The organism is Microcosmobacter mediterraneus, assembly GCF_031846265.1.
GTDB classification, from domain to species: Bacteria; Bacteroidota; Bacteroidia; order Flavobacteriales; family Flavobacteriaceae; genus Microcosmobacter; species Microcosmobacter mediterraneus.
Window position 1 is genome coordinate 258,392 of sequence record NZ_JAVRIA010000002.1, and the last position, 23,200, is coordinate 281,591.

The window sequence follows — 23,200 nt, forward strand, 5'->3', positions numbered from 1 at the left end:
CTTAAAGAACGTTTAGTAATTGTTCTTTAATTTTTTCGAGCTCATCTTTCATCTGAACTACCAATTTTTGCATTGGTGCATAATTACTTTTAGAGCCTATAGTGTTAATCTCTCTTCCCATTTCCTGTCCAATAAATCCTAGTTTTTTTCCATTAGATTTAGAGGAATTTAGCTCTGAGATAAAGTATTCTAAATGATTTTTTAAACGCACTTTCTCTTCAGTAATATCAAATTTCTCTATATAATAAATGAGTTCTTGCTCAAAACGATTTTCATCAACACGTTCTTTAATCTCAGATATTCCTTTCTCTAAACGTTCTCTTACACCATCTATACGTTCTGGATCTATCTTTATCACTTCTTCTAATAATGAGCTAATATTTTCTATACGTTTTTTAAAGTCAGTTTCAAGCGCTTTGCCTTCATCAGTTCTATAAGCCGAAATCTTTTTTAAAGTTTCGTTAATTTCATTTGAAATGATTGCCCATTCATCTTCATCAATATCTTCACGCTCAGTAGTAACAGCATCTGGTAAACGTACAGCCATTTTTAAAAGCTCTGTTTCATTACCATCTACAACAGATTTTAGTTGCTTAATGTATTCTTTTACCACAGTAGCGTTTATTTTACTCGATGTGTCTTCTCCTGTCACCTCAACGTAGAGAGAAAAATCTACTTTACCTCGCTCTAAGGTTTTGGCCATGGATCTTCTAATATCAAGCTCTTTAGCTCTGTACATTGAAGGCATTCTGCTATTTAGATCGAGATTTTTACTATTTAGGGATTTAATCTCTATAGATATTTTCTTTGATGGAAGTTGTATAATGGACTTCCCATAACCTGTCATGGATTGTATCATGGATACTAATTATAATTGTCTGCAAAGGTATAAAAACATAGCCTTTAAAGGCAGTAAATACCTCTAAAACTTCTAAACTAAAACCTAGATAAGTTATAACTTAGCAACTTAAAATATTAAATATGTTTATTAAAGAATTTGAAATTCGTTGGAGTGATATTGATGCTAATGGTCATTTAGCAAATTCGGCATATATCAATTTTATGAGTCATACAAGAATGTCCTTTTTTACTGATTATGGATTTTCTTTAAATGAAATGGTAAGTCATAATTTAGGGCCTGTAATGTTTTACGAAAACATTTATTACTTTAAAGAATCATTTATTGGTAAACCCGTTAAAGTGAGTCTGCAACTCTCTGGCTTGAGTGAAAATGGTAAGTTTTTTAGATTCACCCATAACTTTTATAACGATAAAGGTGATAACCTTGCTACATGCGAGGTTTTAGGTGCTTTTATAAGCCTTAAAACAAGACAACTTTGCGACTTACCTAAAGATTTATTAAAGCTAGCAGATAAATTTCCAAGGTCAGAAGACTTTAAAATACTCACAAAAGAAGACACGCGTAGCCATGGGAAGAGACCTGTTCCATTAGTGCAATAAGTTAACTTTTATTCATCTTTTAGACTTTCTTATTTAGTTCTTTTTTGAGGTCTCAAAAATAATTTCGTAAATTGAAACCAACTAACTTAAAATTAATTAATTATGGAAGACATGTCTATTAATTGGCTTGCTCTAGTTGCTGCATCAATTTTACCTCTTGTAACAGGATTTTTATGGTATGGTCCTCTCTTCGGAAAACTTTGGATGAGAGAATCTGGTATGACCGAAGAAAAAGCTAAACAAATGAATCCTGCAAAAACCTATGGTTTAGCTGTGGTTTTTGCTTTTTTAATTGCCTTTTTTATTATGCCTATGGTGTTTTTTGGTGGACCACCAGAAATGCCTCATGGAACAGCAGAGTACATGACATTTAAACATGGAGCATTGCATGGTGCTATGCTAGGTTTATTTGTGGTATTACCTGTTTTTGCAACCAATGCCTTATTTGAGCAACGATCACTTAAATATGTACTGATTAATGTTGGTTACTGGGTTGTAACTATGGCGTTAATGGGAGGACTAATTAATGCTTGGACGTAAATAAAAAAAAGACCTTATAAAAAAGAGGCTTATAAGCCTCTTTTTTATGTTTTAAATGGATGATGTTGTTTAAAAGATTTAATTTTTACATTCTTTATAAACGGTTTCATTAATTGGTTTTGAAAAGTTTTTCGATGTCTTATATAGCACATTAGATCCTCAGGTTCTGCTCCCAAGGTACTTTTGATTTCTGAAGCTGTTCTGCCTAAATTAATACGTTTAGAATTATGCTCAATACCTAAACGAACATAATCATTTAGAATTCTTGGATAGATTGCACATGCCTTATTTAAACCATAATCCAGACCAATAAAATGGGCATCTAAATGATCTTGATTTACCATAGCTGACAAATAACCAACAAGCTCACCTTCATAGAAATAGCCTTTTACTATAAACTTGTCTCCAAAAAATGCTTTAAGGTGAGTATACGTGTTAAGGTTTAATACTTGTGCATTAAAATTAGAATTAGAGATTGTGTTTTCATATAAAGCTTGCATCTGATTTTTATACTTTTCAATATCTTCAGGTAAAAATAATTTAGACTCTAAAACTTTACTCGTACTATCTGCCTTATTAGCTTTAACTCTATACTTTGATTTTAAAGCGTTTTTATAATCTTCAAAATTAGACCACTCTTCTTTTAAATGGATAATCATATTAGGCTCTACACGCATAGGAATATAATCGAAACACTTTAACTCATTAGTGATGTAGAGTGATTCTTCTTTAAAATCCTTAACAAAAACAGCATTGAGTGTTTTATTGGGCTTATACAATTCTTTTACTGCATCTGCAATGGCTTTAAAAGTTTCTATTTTATCTTCACCTTTCTTAAGAAAAGTCCCGTATTCTCCACTTAAAAACACATTACCACAAAACAAAATTCTTGGACTATTCTTATTAAAAAAACGATTAATATTGCGTTTAATGCTATCTGAAATTTTTACGTTCTTAGTAATGGTCTCTATACTTATAGTTACTATTTGTGTGTTTGCAAATGCAACGGCTTCTTTTCCTTTGAATATGATAATGTAAGTGAAATCAATATCATTATGAGCGAGTTCAAATGCTTTAAAAAATTCAGGTGAATAATATATATTATCACAACACCCTAAACTATTCCAATGCTCAGATTCTATATCATCAATTGTAGTATAAAAAGAAGCGGTAAGCTCAGACATTAAGTTGATTTAATCTTAGGTTTAAACGAAACTAAGTATACACCTCCAAATATGAGAAACATTGCGATAATTTTAACAACATTTACAGTATCTACTCCCATAACTATGGCAAAAAGACCTGCAATTACTGGCTGTAAATAAATAAATGTACCAACTGTTGAGGCTTTAAGTTTTGTTAATGCTAACGGATTTAATATATAAGTCGCAAAAGTGGCTCCAATGATTACAAAAACAACAGAAAAAGTAATGTAAGGTGTAAAGCTTTGCCAATCTACTTCTCTAAGTTCGTTGTAGCCAAACGGAAGTACCATAAACGTCCCAAATAAAAATAACCACTTTATAAATGTAAATGGATGATATTTTGCTGTCAGTTTTTTTATAAGAATAATATAAATACTATAAGATATGGCATTAATAAATACAAATAAATTGCCTAAAAGAACATTATCTCCAACTCTGTTAGATTTACCGTAAAGCGTCAGTATTACAGCGCCTACAAATCCTAGCAAGACTCCTAAACCTTTAAGCCATGTGATTTTTTCTTTTAAGAAGAATGAAGAAAATACCATAATAATTATAGGAACAGTAATCATAATTACTGAGGCATGTATTGGACTGGTTAACTCCAAGCCTTTAAAAAACAATAACATATTGGTTGCTACTCCAAAAACCGCAGCTATAAAGAACTTAAATAAATCCTTGCGCTCAATGGTCTCAGATTTTAAAAACAAACCAAAAACCCAAAATAAAACTGTAGCGCCAATAACTCTGAGTAATACAAAGCCAGAAGGCTTAATATAATTTTCGTTAATTACAATTTTAGCAAATGTATAATTAAGCCCATAAAGTAATTGAACCAAGAAAACTGCAACTAAAGCAAATTTTCTACTATGCATTAATGGCTAGTTTTGTAGCTTCAGTAGTTTTCTTTGAATTACCAATGAAAATCTGATTCTCAACTATAGTTACAGGTCTACTTAAAAAAGTGTAGTGTTCTAAAAGGTAGTGTTTGTAATCAGCTTCTTCTAACTTTTGATCCTTTAAACCCATTTCCTTATAAAGTTTTGCCCTTCTACTAAATAAACTTTCATAGGAACCTGAAAGGGCTTTCATCTCCTCTAATTGTTTTACTGTAATGGGTTCGTTTTTAATATCTTGAAGTATATATTCTGAAGAAGGATTTAATTCTTTTAAAATTCTAACGCATGTATTACACGTTTTTAGAAAATATATTTTTTTCATAGGTCTATTTCAAAATGCAAAGAAAAGCTATTCTAAACAAAACTTCAGTTATTGCACTTTTAAAAACGTATCTATCTCATCATAAGGAATCACAAACTCCGTAAAACCCAAAGGCCCTTCATATCTGTTATATAAAAATATGAGCCCTTCTTCACTAAATCCAATATTTTCTGGTAAATAAAAAGGCTCTTCTAGAGCATAGTTTTCCATAGCTGTTTCTTGAGAAAATTCCTTTATTAAATACGTTTTAGCAAGTGTTTTTAATGCTTCATTACACTCTAGTATAGACTCATTGGTTAGACGCTGACCCGAATTAGCATTAAAATTCAATAGTAGAATAATATCATTACCATGAGCTCCTCCAGTATCTATATAACTGTTTAAAGCAATGGTTATAATTTCATTAGATTGGTAAATAACCTCACTCTCTATATTGGCTATCCATTTTTGCTGGTTTTCAGGGAAATTATTTTTAAACGAAACATACGCATCATTAAAGTTCTTAATAGCATCATGTAATACCATACCTTGAATATTTTCTTTATTGAAAGCTATAGATTTAACCATAGTCTTCTCTAACTCGTTATTAATTTTGAGTATTATATCCTTAGTTCCTTCTGCTTCAGGATAAATTATAGAGATTTCAGCCTGATCAGTACTTGTTAATTCTTTTTCAGAAAAAGATAACTGTATCTCTTTTTTACAACCCAAGGTAATTAGCAGTAAAATAAGCACTTGTATTTTACCTTTGATAGGTTTTTTGTTATACATCGTCTAAAGGTTTCTTTAAGATTTGAATAGAACGAATTTAAGACTAAATTTGTTGCACTTTATAAATTAGACCTATGAAATTTAATACCAAAACCATTCACGGAGGCCAAGAACATGACAAAGCTTATGGTGCAGTAATGCCTCCAATCTATCAAACGTCTACGTATGCGCAAAGTACACCTGGAGGACATAAAGGATTTGAGTACTCTAGAACTCACAACCCAACTCGTAAAGCTCTAGAAAATGGTTTTGCTAGTTTAGAAAATGGTACTCATGGTTTAGCATTTGCATCTGGTATGGCTGCAATAGATGCTGTAATTAAGCTTTTAAAACCTGGTGACGAAGTTATTTCTACCAATGATCTGTATGGTGGATCGTATAGAATTTTTACAAAGATATTTGCCGACTTTGGAATTAAGTTTCATTTCATAGGCATGGAAAATGCTGATAAGATAGCCTCTTACGTAAATGATAATACAAAACTCATTTGGATTGAAACACCAACCAATCCAATGATGAATATCATTGATATTAAGGCTGCAGCAAAAATTGCAAAGTCTCATAATATTTTACTTGGAGTAGATAATACGTTTGCTACGCCATATTTGCAGCGACCTTTAGATTTAGGTGCTGATATCGTTATGCACTCTGCAACTAAATATTTAGGTGGTCATAGCGATGTGGTTATGGGAGCTTTGGTTGTAAAAGATGATGCTTTAGCAGAACGTTTGTACTTTATACAAAACTCATGTGGTGCTGTTTCTGGTCCACAGGATAGTTTTTTAATGCTAAGAGGTCTTAAAACACTCCATGTAAGAATGCAACGTCATTGTGAAAACGGTAAAGCGGTTGCACATTATTTAGCATCACATCCTGAAATTGAAAAGGTGTATTGGCCAGGTTTTGAGACACATCCAAACCACGATATTGCTAAAGACCAAATGGATGATTTTGGTGGTATGATCTCCTTTACAACAAAAGGAAATAGCTACGAAAATGCTATTAAAATCGTAGAGCGTCTTAACATTTTCACATTAGCAGAATCTTTAGGTGGTGTAGAATCTCTTGCTGGACATCCTGCAAGTATGACACATGCTAGTATACCTAAAGAAGAACGCGAAAAAACTGGTGTCGTGGATTCTTTAATTAGATTAAGTGTTGGTATTGAAGATGCAGACGATTTAATCGCAGATTTGAAGCAGGCTATTGGCTAACATTGATTAAGGATGCCTTTGTTTTTAGAGGATAAACCTTAATTATATTTTTCCTCTTTTATTGCGAGGTTTGCTGATAACTTGGTAATCTATTTCATTAATTAGATTCCTGCCTTCACAGGAATTAAAAATGATAAAACGCATTTTCTAAATGCTCTATGTTATAGTTGTTATGTTGTTTTACAATAGCTATAATATCAAAACGAACCTCAACGTCTAAGCTATTAACATTTACATATTCGTCTACAGCTTTTACAAGGTTTTTAATTTGTTTTGGTTTTACAAAGTCTTGCGGATTTCCAAAATCAGTTGTAGATCTGGTCTTTACCTCAATAATGGCAAGTGTGTCTTTTAATTGGGCAATAATATCAACTTCAGCTTTATCAAATCGGTAATTACGCTCTACAATGTTATACCCTTTTTTTAATAAAAAGTCTACAGCTAATTGTTCGCCTTTTTTACCGAGTTCGTTATGCTTTGCCATCTTATGAGTTTCTTTTTAGTTGATACCTCCATAAATCTTCGGTATCATTTGCAAGATGTACTATGTCCTTATAGTTAAGTCCTAGTTTTTTAATAAGTCTTTGAGAGCTTAAATTTTCTTCTGTCGTTATCGCAGAAATTTCATCGATATTAAATTCGTTAAATGCTGCATCTAAGATACACCTTGCTGCTTCAAAGGCATAGCCTTGTTTTTCGTGTTGTGGTAAAAATGAAAAGCCTATATCTATACCTTCCATTTCTTCTCTACTATACAATCCGCAAGTTCCTAGTTTAGTATCGTCAGATTTACGAATCACTGTATAATTTGCATAACCTAATCGTTTTAACTGAGGTAACATTCGCTCTTCAATATAGGTTTTGGCATCAGCTATGGTGCGCACATTTCTATCTGCAATATATTTAATAAACTTTGGTGTGTTTAAAAGCTCTAAAATAAAAGGTGCATCATTTACATTAGTTGGTCTAAGTCTTAAACGTTCTGTCTCAAAAGTCTTAAAACCCATTATGCTTTTACTTTAATAATCTCGTTAATATTTGTAGTATAACGAGGTGATAAGCGTTCTTGACGCATTTTCCATGTACGCTCTAAATCCTGACTTCCTAACTTTATTTTATGGTCTTTATACTTTTTATTTAAACCATCTATAGCTGTCATTAATGATTTATGCTTAGGATTTTGATGGCAAAACATATCTAATTGATGGTTATCTGTTGGCACTAATCCTGTAACGATAACTCCTGCTCGTTTATAGTGTATCCCTTTTTTATAAATAGACTCTAAAGCATTAACCGCTTGGTTACTAATTACCAAACTAGAATCTGTTGGATAAGGTAAAATAACGCGTGTACTTGCTCTATGTTGCTCTTGTTCTTTTTTATGTTTATTACTGCTTAGCATTACCATAATCATGTGGCAACTAGAATTTTGCTTACGAAGTTTTTCTGCGCAACTCACAGCAAAAGTTGAGACACGTTCTTTAATATAACTGATGTCGTCATAAGTGTAATCAAAGCTTCTGGTAGTGGCAATAGCACGTTTGGTTTGTGGCTCGTCTAACGCAATTTTTGAAATACCTTCTAAATCTTTTTTAAGTTTCCACTCGGTTATAGAAAATGTTTTGCGGACCCAATCGTCTGATAATTGTGTAAAATCGTAAGCCGTTTTACAGCCTTTATATTCTAGTCGTTTTTTTAAACGACGACCAATTCCCCAAACATCCTCGAGCTTAATCCACCTTAAAGCTTTTAATCTTTTCTCTTCAGAATCGATGACATAGACACCTTTAGTTTGGTTTGGGAACTTTCGTGCTATTTTATTAGCTACTTTACTCAAGGCTTTTGTTGGTGCTATACCAACACAGGTTGGTATACCAGTCCATTTAAGAAGACGTTGTCTAATTTGAATTCCATACGCGTTAAAATCATAGTTATCAAAACCGTCAAATTTTAAAAAAGCTTCATCTATACTATACACTTCTAAGCTTGGAGTAAATTGTTCTAAAATAGTCATTACACGATGGCTCATATCGCCATAAAGCGGATAATTAGACGATAACACTGTAATGTTATTAACTTTACAAAAGCCTTCCCATTTAAAAATTGGTGCTCCAAAAGGTAACTTTAATTGTTTAGCCTCATCACTCATGGAGATGACGCAACCATCATTATTACTTAAAATTGCAACAGGTTTGTTTTGCAAATTAGGATTAAAAACCCTTTCGCAAGACGCATAAAAATTATTACAATCTACTAGAGCAAACATAGACTATAAAGATAGTAGATTTTAGTCTTCTACATACTCTAAAATATCTGCTGGCTGGCAATCTAAAGCTTTACAAATGGCTTCTAAGGTTGAAAACCTAACAGCCTTAGCTTTTCCAGACTTTAAGATCGATAAGTTTGCTGTGGTAATGCCTATAATCTCGGCAAGTTCTTTACTTTTCATGCCTCGCTTTACTAACATAATGTCTAAATTGACTACTATTGGCATAACTAAATGGTAAGTTCGTTTTCTTGCTGAATTCTATTCCCTTCTCTTAGAAGAGTGGCTAGTATTATCAGTGATAACCCAATTAAAACTAATGTAAAATTGAAGTCTAAACGTGGATTCATATAGATAGATACATATCTTAGTGATGAATCTATAGGGCCAACTTTAATAATAGGCAAATCTTTAGCTAATATAAAATTAGATATTGTTGTTAATATGACTTCTATGATCAGAATAATTCCTAATTTCTGAATTTTTTTATAAAGTTTAGAAGAGAACTCAAATTTAGACTTAAGCATTTTAAAAATCGTCTTTAGAAAAAAGAAAATAATAATTCCAAGTATAAAGCTAATATAGCTTCTAATAGAAATGATAATTTTATTGAGAGTTGTTTTGGGTTTTACGATAACATACCCATTTCCACGGAAAGTTCTACTATTAAGTTCGTAAGTATCAACCATTGCATTATTATCAATACTAATAATGCTTTTATAATTAATACGATCTTCTTTTGTTATCGGTTTTACATAATGAGATCTTCCACTCTGTGATTTTTGCCCAAGTGAGTTAATTTTTTCACTTTCTAATTCAAAAAGTGAATTATTAAACATTGGGTTTTTGGGATTAATTTGAAATTTCACAGGTAACTCATATCCTATTGAATGATGAATTCCAGTAGAAAATTTTCCTACTTTACCATCTTTAGTAAAAGCCTCAAAACCTAAACCTATAACAAGTAATATTATTAATAAATAAAATGAAATATTGCATAGCCAATACAAAGCATTAACAAGTATGTTTTCTTTTTTCATAATTAAATCGTTAAATCGTTTTCTTGTTTAATTTCTACAGCACGCTTAAACAAAGTAGCAACTATAAACACAACTCCAGCCATAAAGATATAGGCAGATGTACCAATATCTAATTGTGTAAAAAACACATTGGTTCTTAACCAAATGGTATAAGGTTTAGCAACTGCTCCTAAAATACCAATGGTTAGCGCGACATAACTGATTTTAAAAACTAAATGTGTTACATCTATTTGAAAAGGTTTGTGTAGGTCTATCCTTTTAAAAATAATAATCAAAAGATAAAATAGATAAGCCTTAAGACTAGCTATTAATATTAAAATCAAGGTCGTAAGTACAAAATGAAATATACTGAACTCATAGATACTAGCTAGGTCAATTCCCATATATAAATTTTCGGTAGCATTCTTATTCTTAAAAAGACTTATTATAGATACCAAAGTAATTGCTCCTGCTTTAATGCAATAACCAATAAATACAATCCAAGAAAAGCCATTCATAATGCTAAAAATCTGTTTCGTTTTCATCTAAAAAATTATTGTTTTACGATAACAAATATAATAAAATTATTGATAAACAATAATTTTTTTGTTTAAAAAGATAATTAACAAACAAAACCTTTCAGGTTTTAAAAACCTGAAAGGTCTTTGTACCTTTGGTCAATGTTACCTAAAAAGTTAAATAAAAAGCTACAAGAACGCAAAGCCAAAAATGCGTTTCGTCAATTGGGCTCAAACTCCAATTTGGTAGATTTTTCTTCTAACGACTATTTAGGTTTTTCTCAGTCTCAAGAGATTTATGAAGCCACACATAATTATTTAAAAACACAGGGCTTACAAAAAAATGGTGCTACAGGCTCTCGCTTACTTTCAGGAAATCTTAAGCTTTACAGGTCTCTAGAAGCTCTTCTTTGTAAATTTTATAATTGTGAAGCTTCTTTAGTTTTTAACTCTGGTTATAGCGCGAATATTGGTTTCTTTTCATGTGTTCCACAACGTAATGATATTATACTATACGATGAACTAGTACATGCGTCTATACGAGATGGTATAACCATGAGTCATGCCAAATCGTACAAGTTTAAGCACAATGATTTAGAGGATTTGGAAGCTATGATTCTTCGCTTTAACTTCGACAAGCTCAGCCTGACAACCCAGAATAATACTCCAGATATATATGTCGTTACAGAAAGTGTATTCTCTATGGATGGCGATACTCCTAATCTAATTGCGTTATCTCAACTCTGTACTACTAACAATCTAAACCTCGTTATAGATGAGGCTCATGCCATTGGTGTGTTTGGTAAATATGGCGAAGGGTTAATTAAAGATTTAGGTTTAGAACAGCATGTGTTTGCTCGTATAATTACGTTTGGTAAAGCTTTAGGTTGCCATGGTGCAGCTGTTTTAGGGAGTGAGCAATTAATTAATTATCTCATTAATTTTTCTAAGCCTTTTATATATACAACGGCTTTATCTCCGCATAGTTTAGCAACGATAATAATGGCTTTTGAAGAGTTAGCGACAACAATTCAAAGAAAAAAACTCAAAGAAAATATCGAATTTTTCAAAACTGAAGTTTCTCTACTAAAATTACAAGAGGTATTTATAAATAGTGAATCTGCAATTCAATGTTGTATTATTTCAGGAAATGATCACATAAAGTCTATCTCTAATAAGCTGCATGAGAACGGTTTTGATGTTAAGGCTATTCTTTCTCCGACAGTGCTAAAAGGAAAGGAACGCTTGCGGTTTTGTTTGCACAGTTATAATACTAAACAGGAAATTAAAGATGTACTGCAACTTTTAAAGAGAATGTTAACCTGAGATTTTCAAATTAAAGTGAATAAACAATAAAATTAGTGCGTAAAAAAAGCGCCCAACAATGTTGAGCGCTGAAACTAAAATACGATATATTCTCTACTAGATAATACTCACATTTACTGCAACCATGCCTTTTCTTCCTTCTGCTTCTTCAAACTCTACTTGGTCACCATCTTTAAGTTCTACACCATTAAGGTTAGATACGTGGACAAAAATGTCCTTTCCTGTTTCGTCGTTAGTAATAAACCCAAATCCTTTTGAGTCATTAAAAAATTTAACTGTTCCAGTCATTATAAAAAAAATATAAAAAATTAAAAACACAAAGTTAAGGCTAATAAGAACACCAAATGTTAATAAATTGTTTTTTATTTGAAAATAAAGGCTTTAGTACTTATTACTTTTCTGGTTTTCACGCATTTTATCAAGGTTTTCTTTAGTAAGCATGTAATCTTCAAGCTTTTTACCTTTCCATCGATAATAGGAAAACAATGGAAAAACCAAGAAAAATAATCCTGCTGTACCGAAACCAATTAATTTTTGAGAATAGTCCAAATTGGTCCAAAAACCTACGCATATAGCTGTTAGTGAAGCAATAAAAAGAATCCAAATCACAATTTTCATAGCCTATTAATCAATTAAATGATACAGTAAACTCATCTACAACCTCTAATTCTGTTCTAAAGGCAAGGGTTTTATCTGCAAAACGGGTTAAACCATCTTGCTGTAATCTCTTGGCATGATCTCTATAATATTCCTCTAAAGCTGTGCGCGATTTTGCTCTATATTGAATGGAGTACGTTGTTCCTCCCAACTCTTCTTCAACTAAAACTCGTGTTAGCTTAGCTTCCAAAAACTTTCCTGTGGCTAAAACTTGTGGAATATGGACTTTTATCCAATGTAACCACTCGTCTTTAACCGAGTCGTCTACGTTTACTGTAACGTTATATATGATCATAAAAGTGATTCTTGATAAAGTTTATAAAGTTAAGGAAAGTAAAGAATTAATTATTATTGACTTTTAATTTATAGCATCACCTCTTAGCTTTCTGTAAGCCTTGCGTGCTTCTACAAAATAGATGCTGTCTTCGTGCTCAAAAATTATTTTCTCGTAAAGTGGTTTGGCATCTTCTGGTTTCCCTAATATATTGTTGTAAAGTTCAGCTAAATAATAATGTGCATCGTCTGCTAAAATATCTTCTCTATAATCTGCAATAATTTGCTGATAGTTGGCTGCAGCGTTTTCATATTTACCTTCCTTTTCAAAAAGCTTTGCTTGTTTGTATAAAGCTTGGTCAGTAATACTTTCGCCTTTATGCTCTGTAAGAATTTGTTCTAATGCGTCTATAGCGCTTTTAGAGTTGTTCTGATACGCCATTAAATCGGCCTTAGCATATAGTTTTAAAGCAGTTCTTAACGAATCTTCTTGCTTATTATCTGAGATGAGTAGTTTTAAATCTAAGGCATCATTAGCAATAAGCTGTGATGTTGAAGCTTTTAGAATTTTAAGTTGAGATTCTGCCCAATCGAAATCGCCTTTGTAATAACTCGTTTTTGCCACTTTAAAACGCGCTTCTTGTGCAATTGTGCTATTCTTTAAATTAGCTTGAATTTGAGTGTAATAGATTAACGCTTCATTAAATTTCTCCTGAAATACTAAAATATCTGCTAGCTTTAACTTTACACTTGCTTCTTGAAATGGTGAGATGGCTAAATCTAAAGTCTGCTTTAAAAATGCACTACCTTCTTCTGGCTTCTTTAAATAAAACGCTAAGAAATTACCATAGGATAATTGTAAAGACAAAGTTTGTCTGTAGGTCCCAAAAGTTTCAAAAAGTTGGTTATATACCTTATCAATTTCGCCATAATCTTTTTCTGAATAGGTTTCTGTTTTAATATCAATACTATATTGATGAGCCGTTAGTAAAGTAGATATGTCTTGAGAATTTTCTAGCACATAACTAAATATACGTTCTGATGTTTCGTATTCTTTTTGGTCTAGAGCTGCAACAGCTAGTTCAATAATACGATCAAGACTTTCTGGATTTCTCATGTAAAGTGCCTTTTCTTGAACAAACGATTTATTAAAAGCTTTCTCTTGTACGTAAAGCCAACTTAACAATTCATACCAATACGTTTCTGGGCTTAATTGCAGTTTTTGTATTAATAAACGTCTGAGGGCAATATTGCTTTCATTATCACTGTTTTCGGAGACAAAATCTGAAAATGCTCGTTTGGCATTATTTAAAAAAGAAGGCTTGTTTTCTAAATAATCAATGTAGCTAGAAAACATTAACTCTATATTTCCTTGATCACCATAAATTCTGGCCAGTTGAATATTATAATTTTTATCTGGTTGCAACTCCATACCTTTGGTATAGGCTTTTATAGCGTAATCTTGTAAGGAATGTTCTTCAAATTTTCTTGCAACACTATAGGCATAATGTGATTTCTCTTCGATGTAATCTAAGGCATCATTAAAATAATAATCAGCCTTTGTTAAGCTATCTTGTAATCTATAATTATAACCTATTTCTATGGATAGGACTGGACTTTTAGATTTTTCCTTTTTTTGAAATAAGAGTTCTTGGGCTTCTTGGTAACGCTCTAACTGTTGGAGAGTCGCTGCTATTTTGTAAAGATAATTAGAAGATTTTTTTGATTCGTATAGCTTTTGATATAAGGAAAGGGCTTTTACAAACTCACCACGCTTAAAGTAATCATCTGCAATAATATTATTTTGCCCAAAGCCTAAACAGCTAAACAAAACGATAATGACTAATAGGACTCTCTTCATGGGACTAATTTATGTAAATATAGCAAATGCTATAACTCAAAATTGTGAATGTTATTATAAAAAATGCCTGGACGTTAATCCAGGCATTCTACCATTTCAAATAAATGTGCTATTAATCATCTTTATGATTCAATTATTCAATCATGGCGCTTCTACTATTTATCGTAAACGCTACCTATGAAAATTAAAATAAAATTTTACTGACTAAAACGACTAGAGCGACTAATAAAAAGACGCGTTTAAAATTTTTCATAAGTAGGTTATTTGGCTTTGTTTGGTTTACCTAACTTCTGAAAAAACCACAAAAAAACATAATAAATGGACTAAAAATCGTTAAATAACTTGTTTTTTTAACATTTAATCGATATTGAATAAGTATTTTCCTACTAATTAATGATATTAAATCCTGTGTAAGGCACTAAGACTTCTGGAATAGTAATTCCGTTTTCTGTTTGGTAGTTTTCTAAAATACCAGCTAAAACTCTAGGTAATGCTAAGGAGCTTCCATTTAGTGTATGCACTAATTGATTTTTACCATCGCTGTTTTTGTAGCGTAGCTTAAGTCTATTAGCTTGAAATGTTTCAAAATTAGAAATCGATGAAATCTCTAACCATCGATCTTGAGCTGTAGAAAATACTTCAAAATCATAAGTAAGCGCTGAAGCAAAAGTTAGATCACCACCACATAAACGTAATATACGATACGGTAATTTTAGGTCTTGTAAAATTCCTTTGACATGGCTTACCATCTCATCTAAAGCCGTATACGATCTAGTTGGATGCTCTACTCTAATAATCTCAACTTTATCAAACTGATGTAGACGATTAAGACCTCTAACATGTGCACCATAGCTTCCTGCTTCTCTTCTAAAACAAGGTGTATAGCCAGTAATGGCTTTAGGTAAATTATTTTCGTTAAGTAAATCGCTTCTAAAAATATTAGTGCCTGGAACTTCTGCTGTAGGTATTAAGTATAAATTATCTGCTGTAACTTCATACATCTGACCTTCTTTGTCTGGTAATTGTCCTGTACCAAAAGCTGAGGCTTCATTAACTAAAAGTGGTAATTGATACTCTGTATAACCAGCTTCAATATTTTTATCTAAAAAATAAGCAATTAGTGCACGTTGTAATCTAGCACCTTTACCTTTATAGACTGGAAATCCTGCACCTGTGATTTTATTACCTAATTCAAAATCAATGATATCATACTTTTTTGCAAGTTCCCAATGTGGCAGAGCTTCACTATGTAAAACAGGAATATCTCCTTCTCTAAATACCTCAAGGTTATCATCGTCAGATTTTCCATTAGGTACGAGTTCATTGGGTACATTAGGTATTTTGTAAAGCAACTCGTTTAATGCGTTTGCAGTATCATTTAGGTCTTGCTCTAACTGCTTACTATCATCCTTTAATTGTGTTGTTTTTTTCTTGAGGATATTGGCTTTCTGGGCTTCGCCTGACTTAAATAAATTTCCAATCTCTTTCGATAAGGTGTTAGATTCTGCTTTAGTAGTATCTAATTTAGTTTGAATCTCTCTTCGTTTTTCATCTAAATCTAATACATCATTAATCATTGATGTAGCATCAATATTTCTAACTTTAAGACGTTCAATTATAACATCTTTATTCTCTCTTATGTAAGATACTTGTAGCATAACTCTCTTCTAAATCTTGAGGCAACAAAAGTAATAAGATTTTAAACTGAATAAAATAAAAGCTTTGCTATTTTGAAGGTAATATCCAAGTACTATGTTTAAAAGTGTCCCATTCTACATCTGCTAAATCTACATTAGAATCAATGAGTTGTTTATTTGGCTTTCCGTTTACACTAATAAAAATAGAGGCAAACACACTAACATCTTTTCCTTGCTTGGCAAAATCTTGCTTTAGATATTGTGCAAACTGCCAAATAAAATCAGGTTTGGATTTTACACCATGTTGTTGCTTTTTTGTGAGGTAGTTATTCAAATTAATTGAATATACTTCTTTAGTGGTTTTGTCAATCACTTTATAGTTACCATAACCATACTTTACTCTAAGCATCATTCGCCAAGACATACGATGACCTTCTTCAGTCCATAAAACATTATCTTTAATAGCGTGATGTCGTATTGGCAATATTAAATGAATACTGAAATATATGATAAAAAATCCTATGATAAGATTCTTATACTTTGGATAATCTACCTTATCTCCATTGTAGAATGGTTTTTTTCTTAGAAAAATGTTATGTATAACTTTTGGCTCGTAAAAGAATAAAATAAAGGCTAGAGATAGGTACGGAAAAATACCTACCTGAAATACTACCGAATTAAACACATGAAAAAATATTGAAGCAAAAAAGGCGAGCTTCCTCGTTGGTTTCCACAACAGTAGAGGAATTATTAATCCATCGAATAATACACCTCCATAAGCCAGAAAATAATGCATCCATTTTTCTTGAAGCACATTTCCTATGAGCCAATAATGCGATTTGTTGTTCATAAGCAACTCCATAACTGTGGTATCTAACCAATCTCCATATAGCTTTGCAATTGCTCCATAGGAGTATACAATGAACATTTGTATAATAAATAGCCATGAGCACCATCTAGGCATAGATATAGATTTTATACTAGGATTTAATTTTGCATCTATGGAATAGTAACGATGGGCTGGTTGAAAAGCCATAAGTCCGCTCAGAAAAATTAATAAATAATAATGATTATTATAGGAAGATTTCTGCATTAAGTATACTCCTGTCCACATCACAGTAAAGGCGATAACGCTAAATCTATACTTATAACCAAGCATAATAAAAAGACCTAAAAGCCCCATTACAGCATAGTAGATATACATACCATTCCCAGGTAGTGGTTGTAGCCATTCAAATCCAATAAAAGAAAAGGTGAACTCTGGCTCAACCATAACGCGTTTTACCCAACCTGTTATTATGGCGCCAACAGATTCTAAGAAACACAATAATCCAAATAGAATTCTAAAAACAACGAGTGAAGAATTATCAATATGTTTAAAGAAAAAATTGAACATTAATTATTGTTATTTAGATAAACTATCGCATCTTTTTTGTCTTGTTCTAATTGCTTACTTAGGGCTTGTAATGACTCAAATTTTTGTTCGTCTCTGAGTCTATGAACTATATCAATTTTTAAATTTTTACTATATAAATCTTGGTTAAAATTAAAGAAATGTACTTCTATAGATTGTGTTTTACCCTTAACAGTAGGATTAGTTCCAATATTCATCATTCCCTTAACAACTAGTCCATTAATTTTAGAGGTAACAACATAAACCCCTTGTTTTGGTATCAATTTATAGTCTTCACTAATACTAATATTTGCTGTTGGGAATTGTATGGTTTTTCCTAAACCTCTACCTTTAATAATGGTGCCAGATAAAAAGTAATTATACCCTAAATACCTGTTTGCTAATTCTAAATTACCTTCAGCTAAGGCTTTACGAATTTTTGTGGAACTAACTGTAATATCGCTAATATCTTGAGCTGGTATTTCTTGAACAGTGAAATTAAACTCTGAGCCAAGCGATTTCATGTTCTCAATGTTAGCAAGTCGTCCTTTACCAAAACGATGATCATAACCAATAATGACATGCTTTATTTTTAATTCTTTGACTAAAATTTCCTCCACATATGCTCTAGCAGTTAGAGATGCAAATTTCTTTGTAAATCTTTTTATAACGAGTTCTTCTATGCCTAGTTTGAGTAGTATTCCCCTTTTTTCATCGATGGTGTTGAGTAATTCCATTTTAAAATCTGGTTGAATTACCATTCTAGGATGCGGAAAGAAGGTTAGCACCACTGGCTTTAAGTTTTGCTTGTTAGCTACAGATAAGAGTTGCTCTATGATTTTTTGATGACCAATATGTACACCATCAAACGTGCCAATGGTTATTACAGAATGTTCTAATTTGTTACTGAGATTACTCAAGAGCCTTTTTTTACAAAAATAACTAATAGACCTTAGTAGTACTAGTATTCAATTGTAAAGGTTTCATTTATTTTAGTAATAACTTGAGGCACTTCATTGCAAGTAAATTCCAAGTTTAAATTAAAAATTTTGTCATTAATCTTTTCAATATTCAAATTACCCTCAGTGATTTTATAATACCCTGTTTGTCCTCTACAGAAACACAAACGTGCAAACGATAATTTTACATTCTGTAAGTTTTCATCAACTAAATTTTCGGGAATGTCATTGGTATTTAATTCAATAAACACCTGTTCAATGTAACCACTATCTGCAACATTTGGTATTTTATTTCTTTCATATTGAAACTCTAAAAGTAAATTATCACCGTCTTTAATACTAGGATAAGTACTGTTAAATTCATCTTTTAAAATCTTAAAACTCTTATTGCTTGTAGTTTTAAAACTGCAGATACCATCTTCTGGACAAGTAGTGACTATTTTAGTAATACTGTCTTTGGAGTTCATGTTTTTTTTTACTGAATTACAAGATAATGCTATTGTAAATGGTAAAATTAGGAGTAGGTATTTCATCTAGTATCTTTAAAATCCTTGTTAATAATGATATTACGTTGTAACTTCCACTAAAAATTATTGTTTACAAGTTATGAAAAAGAAAAAGAAAAACATTTACCTAAGCTTTATGATGTTGGCATTGTTTTCCCTAGGAAGTTTTGCCCAACAATCTAAAGGACTTTGGTTCAAAATCACACAAGAGAAGATTACATCTGATGTGTTAACACGAACCTCAATGCCAATTGATGCTGAGTACTATCAGCTTAATATTGAAGCATTAAAAGGACAATTAGAAACCGTCCCAGAACGACAATCAGGAATTAAATCTAATACTATCCTAGATTTCCCTAACGCTGATGGATCATTAGAATCATTTAGAGTAATGGAAGCTTCAATCATGGCTTCAGAATTACAAGCTGAATATCCTGAAATCCGCTCTTATGTAGGGCAAAGTATTGAAAACCCTTCATCGCTCATCCGTTTTAGTCTAACGCCTTTAGGTTTGCATACGATGACTTTGTCTGAAAACGGGACACAACTTATAGACCCTTACACCAATGATGGTTTTTATATGGTTTACAAAAAAACTAGTTTGCCTAATTCTGAAAATATTCTTGAATGTGGTGTCAATGATGATATTGAATATCTCGAGAATATAAATTCAAGATTAGAGAATAGTTTTCAAAGAGATGCTAACGATGGACAAATGAGAACTTACAGATTAGCGCTTGGCTCTAGTAGAGAATATACTAATTTTCATGGAGGAACTGTTGCAGGAGCGCTTGCTGCTATGGTTGTTTCTATGACACGAGTTAATGGAGTGTATGAGAGAGAACTCTCTATAACTATGGAGATTATCGCAGATAACGACGACCTCATATCTACAAACATTAATAGTATTTTTATTAATTCTGCAAATGTAATTAATACCTCTACAGGAACAATGAATGGTATTGTAGGTTCTGGCAGTTATGATATTGGTCATGTATTTACTACAGGATCTGGAGGTGTTGCCTTTTTAGGCTCAGTGTGTACTTCGAGTAAAGGTGGAGGAACAACTGGTTTAAGTTCACCTGTTGGAGATTTTTTTGATATAGATTTTGTGGCACATGAAATTGGCCATCAATTTGGCGCCACTCACACTTTTAATGGATCCTCGGCAAATTGTGCAGGAGGCAATAGATCACCTTCAACAGCATATGAACCAGGAAGCGGTAGTACTATTATGGCTTATGCAGGTATTTGTCCACCACAAAATGTGCAATCTAATAGTAACGACTATTTTCATCAAGCTAGTATTGATCAGATATGGACATTTGTTACTTTAGATGATGGCGATGACTGTGATTCTACTTCACCTTCAGGAAACTCTGCTCCAACAGCAGATGCTGGTGCAAACTATTCCATTCCTATTAGAACACCATACAAACTAACAGGAAGTTCAACTGATCCTGATGGGACTACGTCTCACACTTACTGCTGGGAACAATACGATTTAGGACCAGCAGGATTACCTAGTAACACCTCACCAACAGGTCCATTAGTACGATCTTTTTCTCCAACAACAAGTCCAACACGTTATGTCCCAAGATTAGAAGATGTAGTTAGCAATGGTGGAAACTCTACAACTTGGGAAGTACTAACATTATTGGCAAGGCCAATTAATTTTAGACTAACGGTTAGAGATAACGACGCTGCTGGAGGGCAAACTGATTCTGACCTAATGACAATAAACACAGTACAATCTGGCTTCTTTACTGTTACCTCTCAGAATGTCCCAGGAATTACCTATGACGGAAATTCAACACAAACCGTAACCTGGAATGTTGCAGGAACTAATGCTAATGGTATTAATGCTGCAGAAATGAGAATATTACTGTCAACTGATGGAGGTGTTACTTTTGACACGGTTTTAGCAGCAAATACACCAAATGATGGTTCTCATGATGTGCAACTTCCAAATGTAGATTCTGCAAACTGTAGAATAATAGTTGAAGCAGTAGGTAATATATTCTACAATATTAATCTTTCTGAATTTGAAATAGAAGCTCAGTTAAGTGTTGAGGATAATTTCTTAACTAATCTTAACATTTATCCAAATCCAAATAAAGGTGAGTTCACTATTACTTTTGATTCGTTTACAAACGATGATGTAACTTTAGATATCTATGATATTAGAGGTCGTTATGTATATTCTAATACGATAACAAACAATGGAACTATAAATGAACAAATTAGTTTAGCTAGTGCTCAATCTGGATTATATCTTGTTAGATTATCTAGCAGCAACAAAAGCATTACTAAAAAATTGATTATCAACTAATCAATAGTAAAACTCTTTAAAACAAAAAACGCTGGCAAATGCCAGCGTTTTTATTTGTGAAATATTTTTAGAACACTATTGCTTTACAAAACGTAATGTTAACGCCGCGTCATCTTTATTTATCTTAATAAAATACACACCATTACTATAGTTAGATGTATCTAAAGTTAAATCAGCCTCACTAGAAATCATGTTTCTAACCATAGACTGGCCTAAAATGTTATACACTTCATAACTATCTGGTAATACACTAGTATTAGCTGTTTTAATCGTTAATTGAGAAGTGGCTGGATTAGGGAATACAGTAATTCCGTTATCAATAAAAAACTCACCTGTACTTAAGGATAATGCTGCAACAGCTGTTGATTCCGAAGCCCCAAACATACCATCACTATCAATGATAATAGTGTCATCATCCGTTCTTAAATCATATGATCCATTTCCCCAACCACAACATATACCATCTGCATATGCATCATTAATAGTAAATGTGTAACACTCATTAGCGCTTACAGCAAATGTTTCATTAAATGTAGTGTTGTCTTCAGTTGTTCCATCATAAGGCCCTCCAGAATATAATACTGTTCCATTACTATCCTCAAAGGTCCATGAAGTTTCGTCAGAATAAGTATCAGTAGTCAATCTTAATCTCACTTCTGTAGTTGCATAAGAATCAACTGGTGCTGCTGCATAAACTTCACTGTAAGAATCATTACATGCACGCTCATCAGATCCAGGAGCACTAATAGATACATTAAAAGTATCTGTGCCAGCTGCAGTGTAAGCAGGTAAATCTACTAAAGCCACTTCACCATTTGCTAAAGATCCTGTCCAATTAAATACTTGGTTGGTTCCGCCGTTAATATTATAAGAAATAGTTGCAGAAGTCATATTAGAGGTGCCAAAATTACCAACCCTTACCGTTGGTGTTACTTGACCGCAATTTTCTTCAAAACAATATACATTTACACTCGCATCGTTAGAAGCTTGTGCTAAATCTGTATCAGGTACACCAGAACTTGCTAAAGATGATCTTAAACCACTGAGTACAGCTTGCATTCTTGCATTTTGACCAGCAGTAAACATATCCATACAAACATCATCTGAGTAATCCATGTAATTTTCAATTAAATCATCATCTCCTCCAGAACATGTATCTGGTGGTGTACTTGGACAACCATAATTTGGTTGTGCTTGTGGTGGTGTATCTGCAACACTATCACCAGCTCCTGTACAACCTTGAAATGTATGAAACAGCCCTAAATAATGACCTACCTCGTGCGTAGTTGTTCTTCCTAAGTTATATACTCCACCAATAAATACGCCAGGAGCGTCGTTAGAACCAAACGCACTTGGTATCATGACCACACCATCTTCTTCTGCTGGTGCTGTACCTGGAAATGTAGCATAACCTAATATTCCTCCACCAATATTAACAACCCACATATTAAGGTATCTAGATGAATCCCAAAATGTTTTAGGTTTAATATCACTGTCTATACTTGCACCTCCATTTGGTAATTCGCTTCTTCTGTAGCGCATAATACCATTGGTAGGATTACAATTAGGATCTTCTTTTGCTAAATAGAATTCGATATTAGTATCAACTCCTGCTCCAAAACCTCTAGATCCTGGTATTCTTCTGTAATCTTCATTTAGAACATCTATTTGAGATAATACCTGTAAATCTGAGATGTTATTACCTACTCCTACAGCTTCTCCGTTATGAACTACATGCACAACTACAGGAAGTCTTATAGTTCCCCCACGATTTGAGCTATTTTGTAATTCTTGAATTTTCTGAGCTATGTCATTTTCAGCGGCTTCTCTACTCATCATATCAGGATATTTTACCCTTAATTGCTCATAGTAAGCATCTGAAGCACATCTAATTGTCCCATCTGCAGATTGGATAGATGCATCTTGCAAAGTTGTTTTTTGAGCCATCATAGCATTGGGTGATGCTAAAAGCGAAAATAAAACAACAAAAAATGTAATTTTTTTCATAGTATAATTAGTTTTTGTTTAGAAAAGTTTCCCA

25 protein-coding genes are annotated in these 23,200 nt (G+C 32.5%); 5 read left to right on the top strand and 20 right to left on the bottom strand.

Annotated elements, in window-relative coordinates; all coding sequences use genetic code 11:
* Nucleotide 1: 1 nt before the first annotated feature.
* A complete protein-coding gene (locus RM697_RS04580; RefSeq protein WP_311426682.1) occupies nucleotides 2-859 on the bottom strand; it encodes a YicC/YloC family endoribonuclease in 858 nt (285 codons plus the stop codon).
* Nucleotides 860-981: 122 nt separating this feature from the next.
* Between RM697_RS04580 and RM697_RS04585 the strand changes: the two genes are divergently transcribed.
* Nucleotides 982-1,461 carry an acyl-CoA thioesterase gene (locus RM697_RS04585; protein WP_311426683.1) on the top strand — a complete coding sequence of 160 codons (480 nt, stop codon included), beginning with the start codon at nucleotides 982-984 and terminating at the stop codon, nucleotides 1,459-1,461.
* A 102-nt stretch (nucleotides 1,462-1,563) separates the two neighbouring features.
* The gene (locus RM697_RS04590) at nucleotides 1,564-2,001 is read left to right on the top strand and encodes a DUF1761 domain-containing protein (RefSeq protein WP_311426684.1); all 438 of its coding nucleotides are present in this window, start codon (nucleotides 1,564-1,566) and stop codon (nucleotides 1,999-2,001) included.
* Between the two features lie 44 nt (nucleotides 2,002-2,045).
* On the opposite strand, the gene RM697_RS04595 is transcribed toward RM697_RS04590, so the two are convergent.
* Genes RM697_RS04595 through RM697_RS04610 form a run of 4 tightly spaced genes read right to left on the bottom strand, consistent with a single transcriptional unit; the run spans nucleotide 2,046 to nucleotide 5,198 of the window.
* Nucleotides 2,046-3,185, bottom strand: coding sequence for a hypothetical protein (locus tag RM697_RS04595; protein ID WP_311426685.1), 1,140 nt, complete (start codon nucleotides 3,183-3,185; stop codon nucleotides 2,046-2,048).
* Nucleotides 3,185-4,081 (bottom strand): DMT family transporter, encoded by an 897-nt coding sequence (locus RM697_RS04600; RefSeq protein WP_311426686.1) that lies wholly within the window; start codon nucleotides 4,079-4,081, stop codon nucleotides 3,185-3,187. The genes RM697_RS04595 and RM697_RS04600 overlap by 1 nt, the downstream gene beginning before the upstream one ends.
* Complete coding sequence (locus RM697_RS04605) at nucleotides 4,074-4,427, bottom strand: arsenate reductase family protein (RefSeq protein ID WP_311426687.1); 354 nt, start codon at nucleotides 4,425-4,427, stop codon at nucleotides 4,074-4,076. The genes RM697_RS04600 and RM697_RS04605 overlap by 8 nt, the downstream gene beginning before the upstream one ends.
* A 48-nt stretch (nucleotides 4,428-4,475) precedes the next feature.
* Nucleotides 4,476-5,198 (bottom strand): DUF3298 and DUF4163 domain-containing protein, encoded by a 723-nt coding sequence (locus RM697_RS04610; protein ID WP_311426688.1) that lies wholly within the window; start codon nucleotides 5,196-5,198, stop codon nucleotides 4,476-4,478.
* 74 nt (nucleotides 5,199-5,272) lie between these two features.
* On the opposite strand from RM697_RS04610, the gene RM697_RS04615 reads away from it, so the two are divergent.
* Nucleotides 5,273-6,412 carry a cystathionine gamma-synthase gene (locus RM697_RS04615; RefSeq protein ID WP_311426689.1) on the top strand — a complete coding sequence of 380 codons (1,140 nt, stop codon included), beginning with the start codon at nucleotides 5,273-5,275 and terminating at the stop codon, nucleotides 6,410-6,412.
* Between the two features lie 124 nt (nucleotides 6,413-6,536).
* Here the strand turns inward: RM697_RS04615 and RM697_RS04620 are convergent, their stop codons facing one another.
* From RM697_RS04620 to RM697_RS04645, 6 genes are read right to left on the bottom strand one after another with little or no spacing between them, the layout of a single operon-like run.
* Nucleotides 6,537-6,896 (bottom strand): YraN family protein, encoded by a 360-nt coding sequence (locus RM697_RS04620; protein WP_311426690.1) that lies wholly within the window; start codon nucleotides 6,894-6,896, stop codon nucleotides 6,537-6,539.
* A 1-nt stretch (nucleotide 6,897) separates the two neighbouring features.
* A complete protein-coding gene (locus RM697_RS04625) occupies nucleotides 6,898-7,419 on the bottom strand; it encodes a GNAT family N-acetyltransferase (protein ID WP_311426691.1) in 522 nt (173 codons plus the stop codon).
* Nucleotides 7,419-8,678, bottom strand: a complete 1,260-nt coding sequence (locus tag RM697_RS04630; RefSeq protein ID WP_311426692.1) for a Y-family DNA polymerase — start codon at nucleotides 8,676-8,678, stop codon at nucleotides 7,419-7,421. Before RM697_RS04630 ends, RM697_RS04625 begins: the two co-directional genes overlap by 1 nt.
* A 21-nt stretch (nucleotides 8,679-8,699) precedes the next feature.
* The gene (locus RM697_RS04635) at nucleotides 8,700-8,906 is read right to left on the bottom strand and encodes a helix-turn-helix domain-containing protein (RefSeq protein WP_311426693.1); all 207 of its coding nucleotides are present in this window, start codon (nucleotides 8,904-8,906) and stop codon (nucleotides 8,700-8,702) included.
* Nucleotides 8,907-8,908: 2 nt separating this feature from the next.
* Entirely contained in the window at nucleotides 8,909-9,718 is an 810-nt protein-coding gene (locus tag RM697_RS04640; protein WP_311426694.1) for a DUF2975 domain-containing protein, read from the bottom strand.
* Nucleotides 9,719-9,720: 2 nt separating this feature from the next.
* Nucleotides 9,721-10,242, bottom strand: coding sequence for a DUF2975 domain-containing protein (locus RM697_RS04645; RefSeq protein WP_311426695.1), 522 nt, complete (start codon nucleotides 10,240-10,242; stop codon nucleotides 9,721-9,723).
* A 135-nt stretch (nucleotides 10,243-10,377) separates the two neighbouring features.
* Here RM697_RS04645 and RM697_RS04650 point away from each other — a divergent pair, with 135 nt between their 5' ends.
* Complete coding sequence (locus RM697_RS04650; protein WP_311426696.1) at nucleotides 10,378-11,541, top strand: aminotransferase class I/II-fold pyridoxal phosphate-dependent enzyme; 1,164 nt, start codon at nucleotides 10,378-10,380, stop codon at nucleotides 11,539-11,541.
* A gap of 96 nt (nucleotides 11,542-11,637) precedes the next feature.
* On the opposite strand, the gene RM697_RS04655 is transcribed toward RM697_RS04650, so the two are convergent.
* The 8 genes from RM697_RS04655 to RM697_RS04690 all read right to left on the bottom strand — a co-directional run bounded on the left by RM697_RS04655 (nucleotide 11,638) and on the right by RM697_RS04690 (nucleotide 18,854).
* Nucleotides 11,638-11,829 (bottom strand): cold-shock protein, encoded by a 192-nt coding sequence (locus tag RM697_RS04655; RefSeq protein ID WP_311426697.1) that lies wholly within the window; start codon nucleotides 11,827-11,829, stop codon nucleotides 11,638-11,640.
* A 93-nt stretch (nucleotides 11,830-11,922) separates the two neighbouring features.
* Entirely contained in the window at nucleotides 11,923-12,159 is a 237-nt protein-coding gene (locus RM697_RS04660; protein ID WP_311426698.1) for a YiaA/YiaB family inner membrane protein, read from the bottom strand.
* A 10-nt stretch (nucleotides 12,160-12,169) separates the two neighbouring features.
* A complete protein-coding gene (locus tag RM697_RS04665) occupies nucleotides 12,170-12,493 on the bottom strand; it encodes a DUF4286 family protein (protein WP_311426699.1) in 324 nt (107 codons plus the stop codon).
* A 63-nt stretch (nucleotides 12,494-12,556) separates the two neighbouring features.
* Nucleotides 12,557-14,332 (bottom strand): tetratricopeptide repeat protein, encoded by a 1,776-nt coding sequence (locus RM697_RS04670; RefSeq protein WP_311426700.1) that lies wholly within the window; start codon nucleotides 14,330-14,332, stop codon nucleotides 12,557-12,559.
* A gap of 386 nt (nucleotides 14,333-14,718) precedes the next feature.
* The gene (gene serS / locus RM697_RS04675; RefSeq protein ID WP_311426701.1) at nucleotides 14,719-15,990 is read right to left on the bottom strand and encodes a serine--tRNA ligase; all 1,272 of its coding nucleotides are present in this window, start codon (nucleotides 15,988-15,990) and stop codon (nucleotides 14,719-14,721) included.
* A gap of 67 nt (nucleotides 15,991-16,057) precedes the next feature.
* Nucleotides 16,058-17,365 (bottom strand): HTTM domain-containing protein, encoded by a 1,308-nt coding sequence (locus RM697_RS04680; RefSeq protein WP_311426702.1) that lies wholly within the window; start codon nucleotides 17,363-17,365, stop codon nucleotides 16,058-16,060.
* Nucleotides 17,365-18,282: a bifunctional riboflavin kinase/FAD synthetase gene (locus RM697_RS04685; RefSeq protein WP_311426703.1), complete on the bottom strand. Its 918-nt coding sequence runs from the start codon at nucleotides 18,280-18,282 to the stop codon at nucleotides 17,365-17,367. The genes RM697_RS04680 and RM697_RS04685 overlap by 1 nt, the downstream gene beginning before the upstream one ends.
* Before the next feature lie 41 nt (nucleotides 18,283-18,323).
* Nucleotides 18,324-18,854 carry a hypothetical protein gene (locus RM697_RS04690; protein WP_311426704.1) on the bottom strand — a complete coding sequence of 177 codons (531 nt, stop codon included), beginning with the start codon at nucleotides 18,852-18,854 and terminating at the stop codon, nucleotides 18,324-18,326.
* Between the two features lie 73 nt (nucleotides 18,855-18,927).
* Here RM697_RS04690 and RM697_RS04695 point away from each other — a divergent pair, with 73 nt between their 5' ends.
* Nucleotides 18,928-21,159 (top strand): zinc-dependent metalloprotease, encoded by a 2,232-nt coding sequence (locus RM697_RS04695; protein ID WP_311426705.1) that lies wholly within the window; start codon nucleotides 18,928-18,930, stop codon nucleotides 21,157-21,159.
* 75 nt (nucleotides 21,160-21,234) lie between these two features.
* On the opposite strand, the gene RM697_RS04700 is transcribed toward RM697_RS04695, so the two are convergent.
* Nucleotides 21,235-23,166, bottom strand: coding sequence for a M43 family zinc metalloprotease (locus RM697_RS04700; RefSeq protein ID WP_311426706.1), 1,932 nt, complete (start codon nucleotides 23,164-23,166; stop codon nucleotides 21,235-21,237).
* Nucleotides 23,167-23,200: the final 34 nt, after the last annotated feature.

Coding starts and splice junctions, on each gene's coding strand:
- RM697_RS04630 (WP_311426692.1), bottom strand. CDS start 8,678: ATGTTTGCTCTAGTAGATTGTAATAATTTTTATGCGTCTTGCGAAAGG.
- serS (WP_311426701.1), bottom strand. CDS start 15,990: ATGCTACAAGTATCTTACATAAGAGAGAATAAAGATGTTATAATTGAA.
- RM697_RS04585 (WP_311426683.1), top strand. CDS start 982: ATGTTTATTAAAGAATTTGAAATTCGTTGGAGTGATATTGATGCTAAT.
- RM697_RS04680 (WP_311426702.1), bottom strand. CDS start 17,365: ATGTTCAATTTTTTCTTTAAACATATTGATAATTCTTCACTCGTTGTT.
- RM697_RS04590 (WP_311426684.1), top strand. CDS start 1,564: ATGGAAGACATGTCTATTAATTGGCTTGCTCTAGTTGCTGCATCAATT.
- RM697_RS04635 (WP_311426693.1), bottom strand. CDS start 8,906: ATGCCAATAGTAGTCAATTTAGACATTATGTTAGTAAAGCGAGGCATG.
- RM697_RS04580 (WP_311426682.1), bottom strand. CDS start 859: ATGATACAATCCATGACAGGTTATGGGAAGTCCATTATACAACTTCCA.
- RM697_RS04700 (WP_311426706.1), bottom strand. CDS start 23,166: ATGAAAAAAATTACATTTTTTGTTGTTTTATTTTCGCTTTTAGCATCA.
- RM697_RS04625 (WP_311426691.1), bottom strand. CDS start 7,419: ATGGGTTTTAAGACTTTTGAGACAGAACGTTTAAGACTTAGACCAACT.
- RM697_RS04695 (WP_311426705.1), top strand. CDS start 18,928: ATGAAAAAGAAAAAGAAAAACATTTACCTAAGCTTTATGATGTTGGCA.
- RM697_RS04600 (WP_311426686.1), bottom strand. CDS start 4,081: ATGCATAGTAGAAAATTTGCTTTAGTTGCAGTTTTCTTGGTTCAATTA.
- RM697_RS04610 (WP_311426688.1), bottom strand. CDS start 5,198: ATGTATAACAAAAAACCTATCAAAGGTAAAATACAAGTGCTTATTTTA.
- RM697_RS04645 (WP_311426695.1), bottom strand. CDS start 10,242: ATGAAAACGAAACAGATTTTTAGCATTATGAATGGCTTTTCTTGGATT.
- RM697_RS04605 (WP_311426687.1), bottom strand. CDS start 4,427: ATGAAAAAAATATATTTTCTAAAAACGTGTAATACATGCGTTAGAATT.
- RM697_RS04655 (WP_311426697.1), bottom strand. CDS start 11,829: ATGACTGGAACAGTTAAATTTTTTAATGACTCAAAAGGATTTGGGTTT.
- RM697_RS04620 (WP_311426690.1), bottom strand. CDS start 6,896: ATGGCAAAGCATAACGAACTCGGTAAAAAAGGCGAACAATTAGCTGTA.
- RM697_RS04640 (WP_311426694.1), bottom strand. CDS start 9,718: ATGAAAAAAGAAAACATACTTGTTAATGCTTTGTATTGGCTATGCAAT.
- RM697_RS04615 (WP_311426689.1), top strand. CDS start 5,273: ATGAAATTTAATACCAAAACCATTCACGGAGGCCAAGAACATGACAAA.
- RM697_RS04660 (WP_311426698.1), bottom strand. CDS start 12,159: ATGAAAATTGTGATTTGGATTCTTTTTATTGCTTCACTAACAGCTATA.
- RM697_RS04665 (WP_311426699.1), bottom strand. CDS start 12,493: ATGATCATATATAACGTTACAGTAAACGTAGACGACTCGGTTAAAGAC.
- RM697_RS04595 (WP_311426685.1), bottom strand. CDS start 3,185: ATGTCTGAGCTTACCGCTTCTTTTTATACTACAATTGATGATATAGAA.
- RM697_RS04650 (WP_311426696.1), top strand. CDS start 10,378: ATGTTACCTAAAAAGTTAAATAAAAAGCTACAAGAACGCAAAGCCAAA.
- RM697_RS04670 (WP_311426700.1), bottom strand. CDS start 14,332: ATGAAGAGAGTCCTATTAGTCATTATCGTTTTGTTTAGCTGTTTAGGC.
- RM697_RS04690 (WP_311426704.1), bottom strand. CDS start 18,854: ATGAAATACCTACTCCTAATTTTACCATTTACAATAGCATTATCTTGT.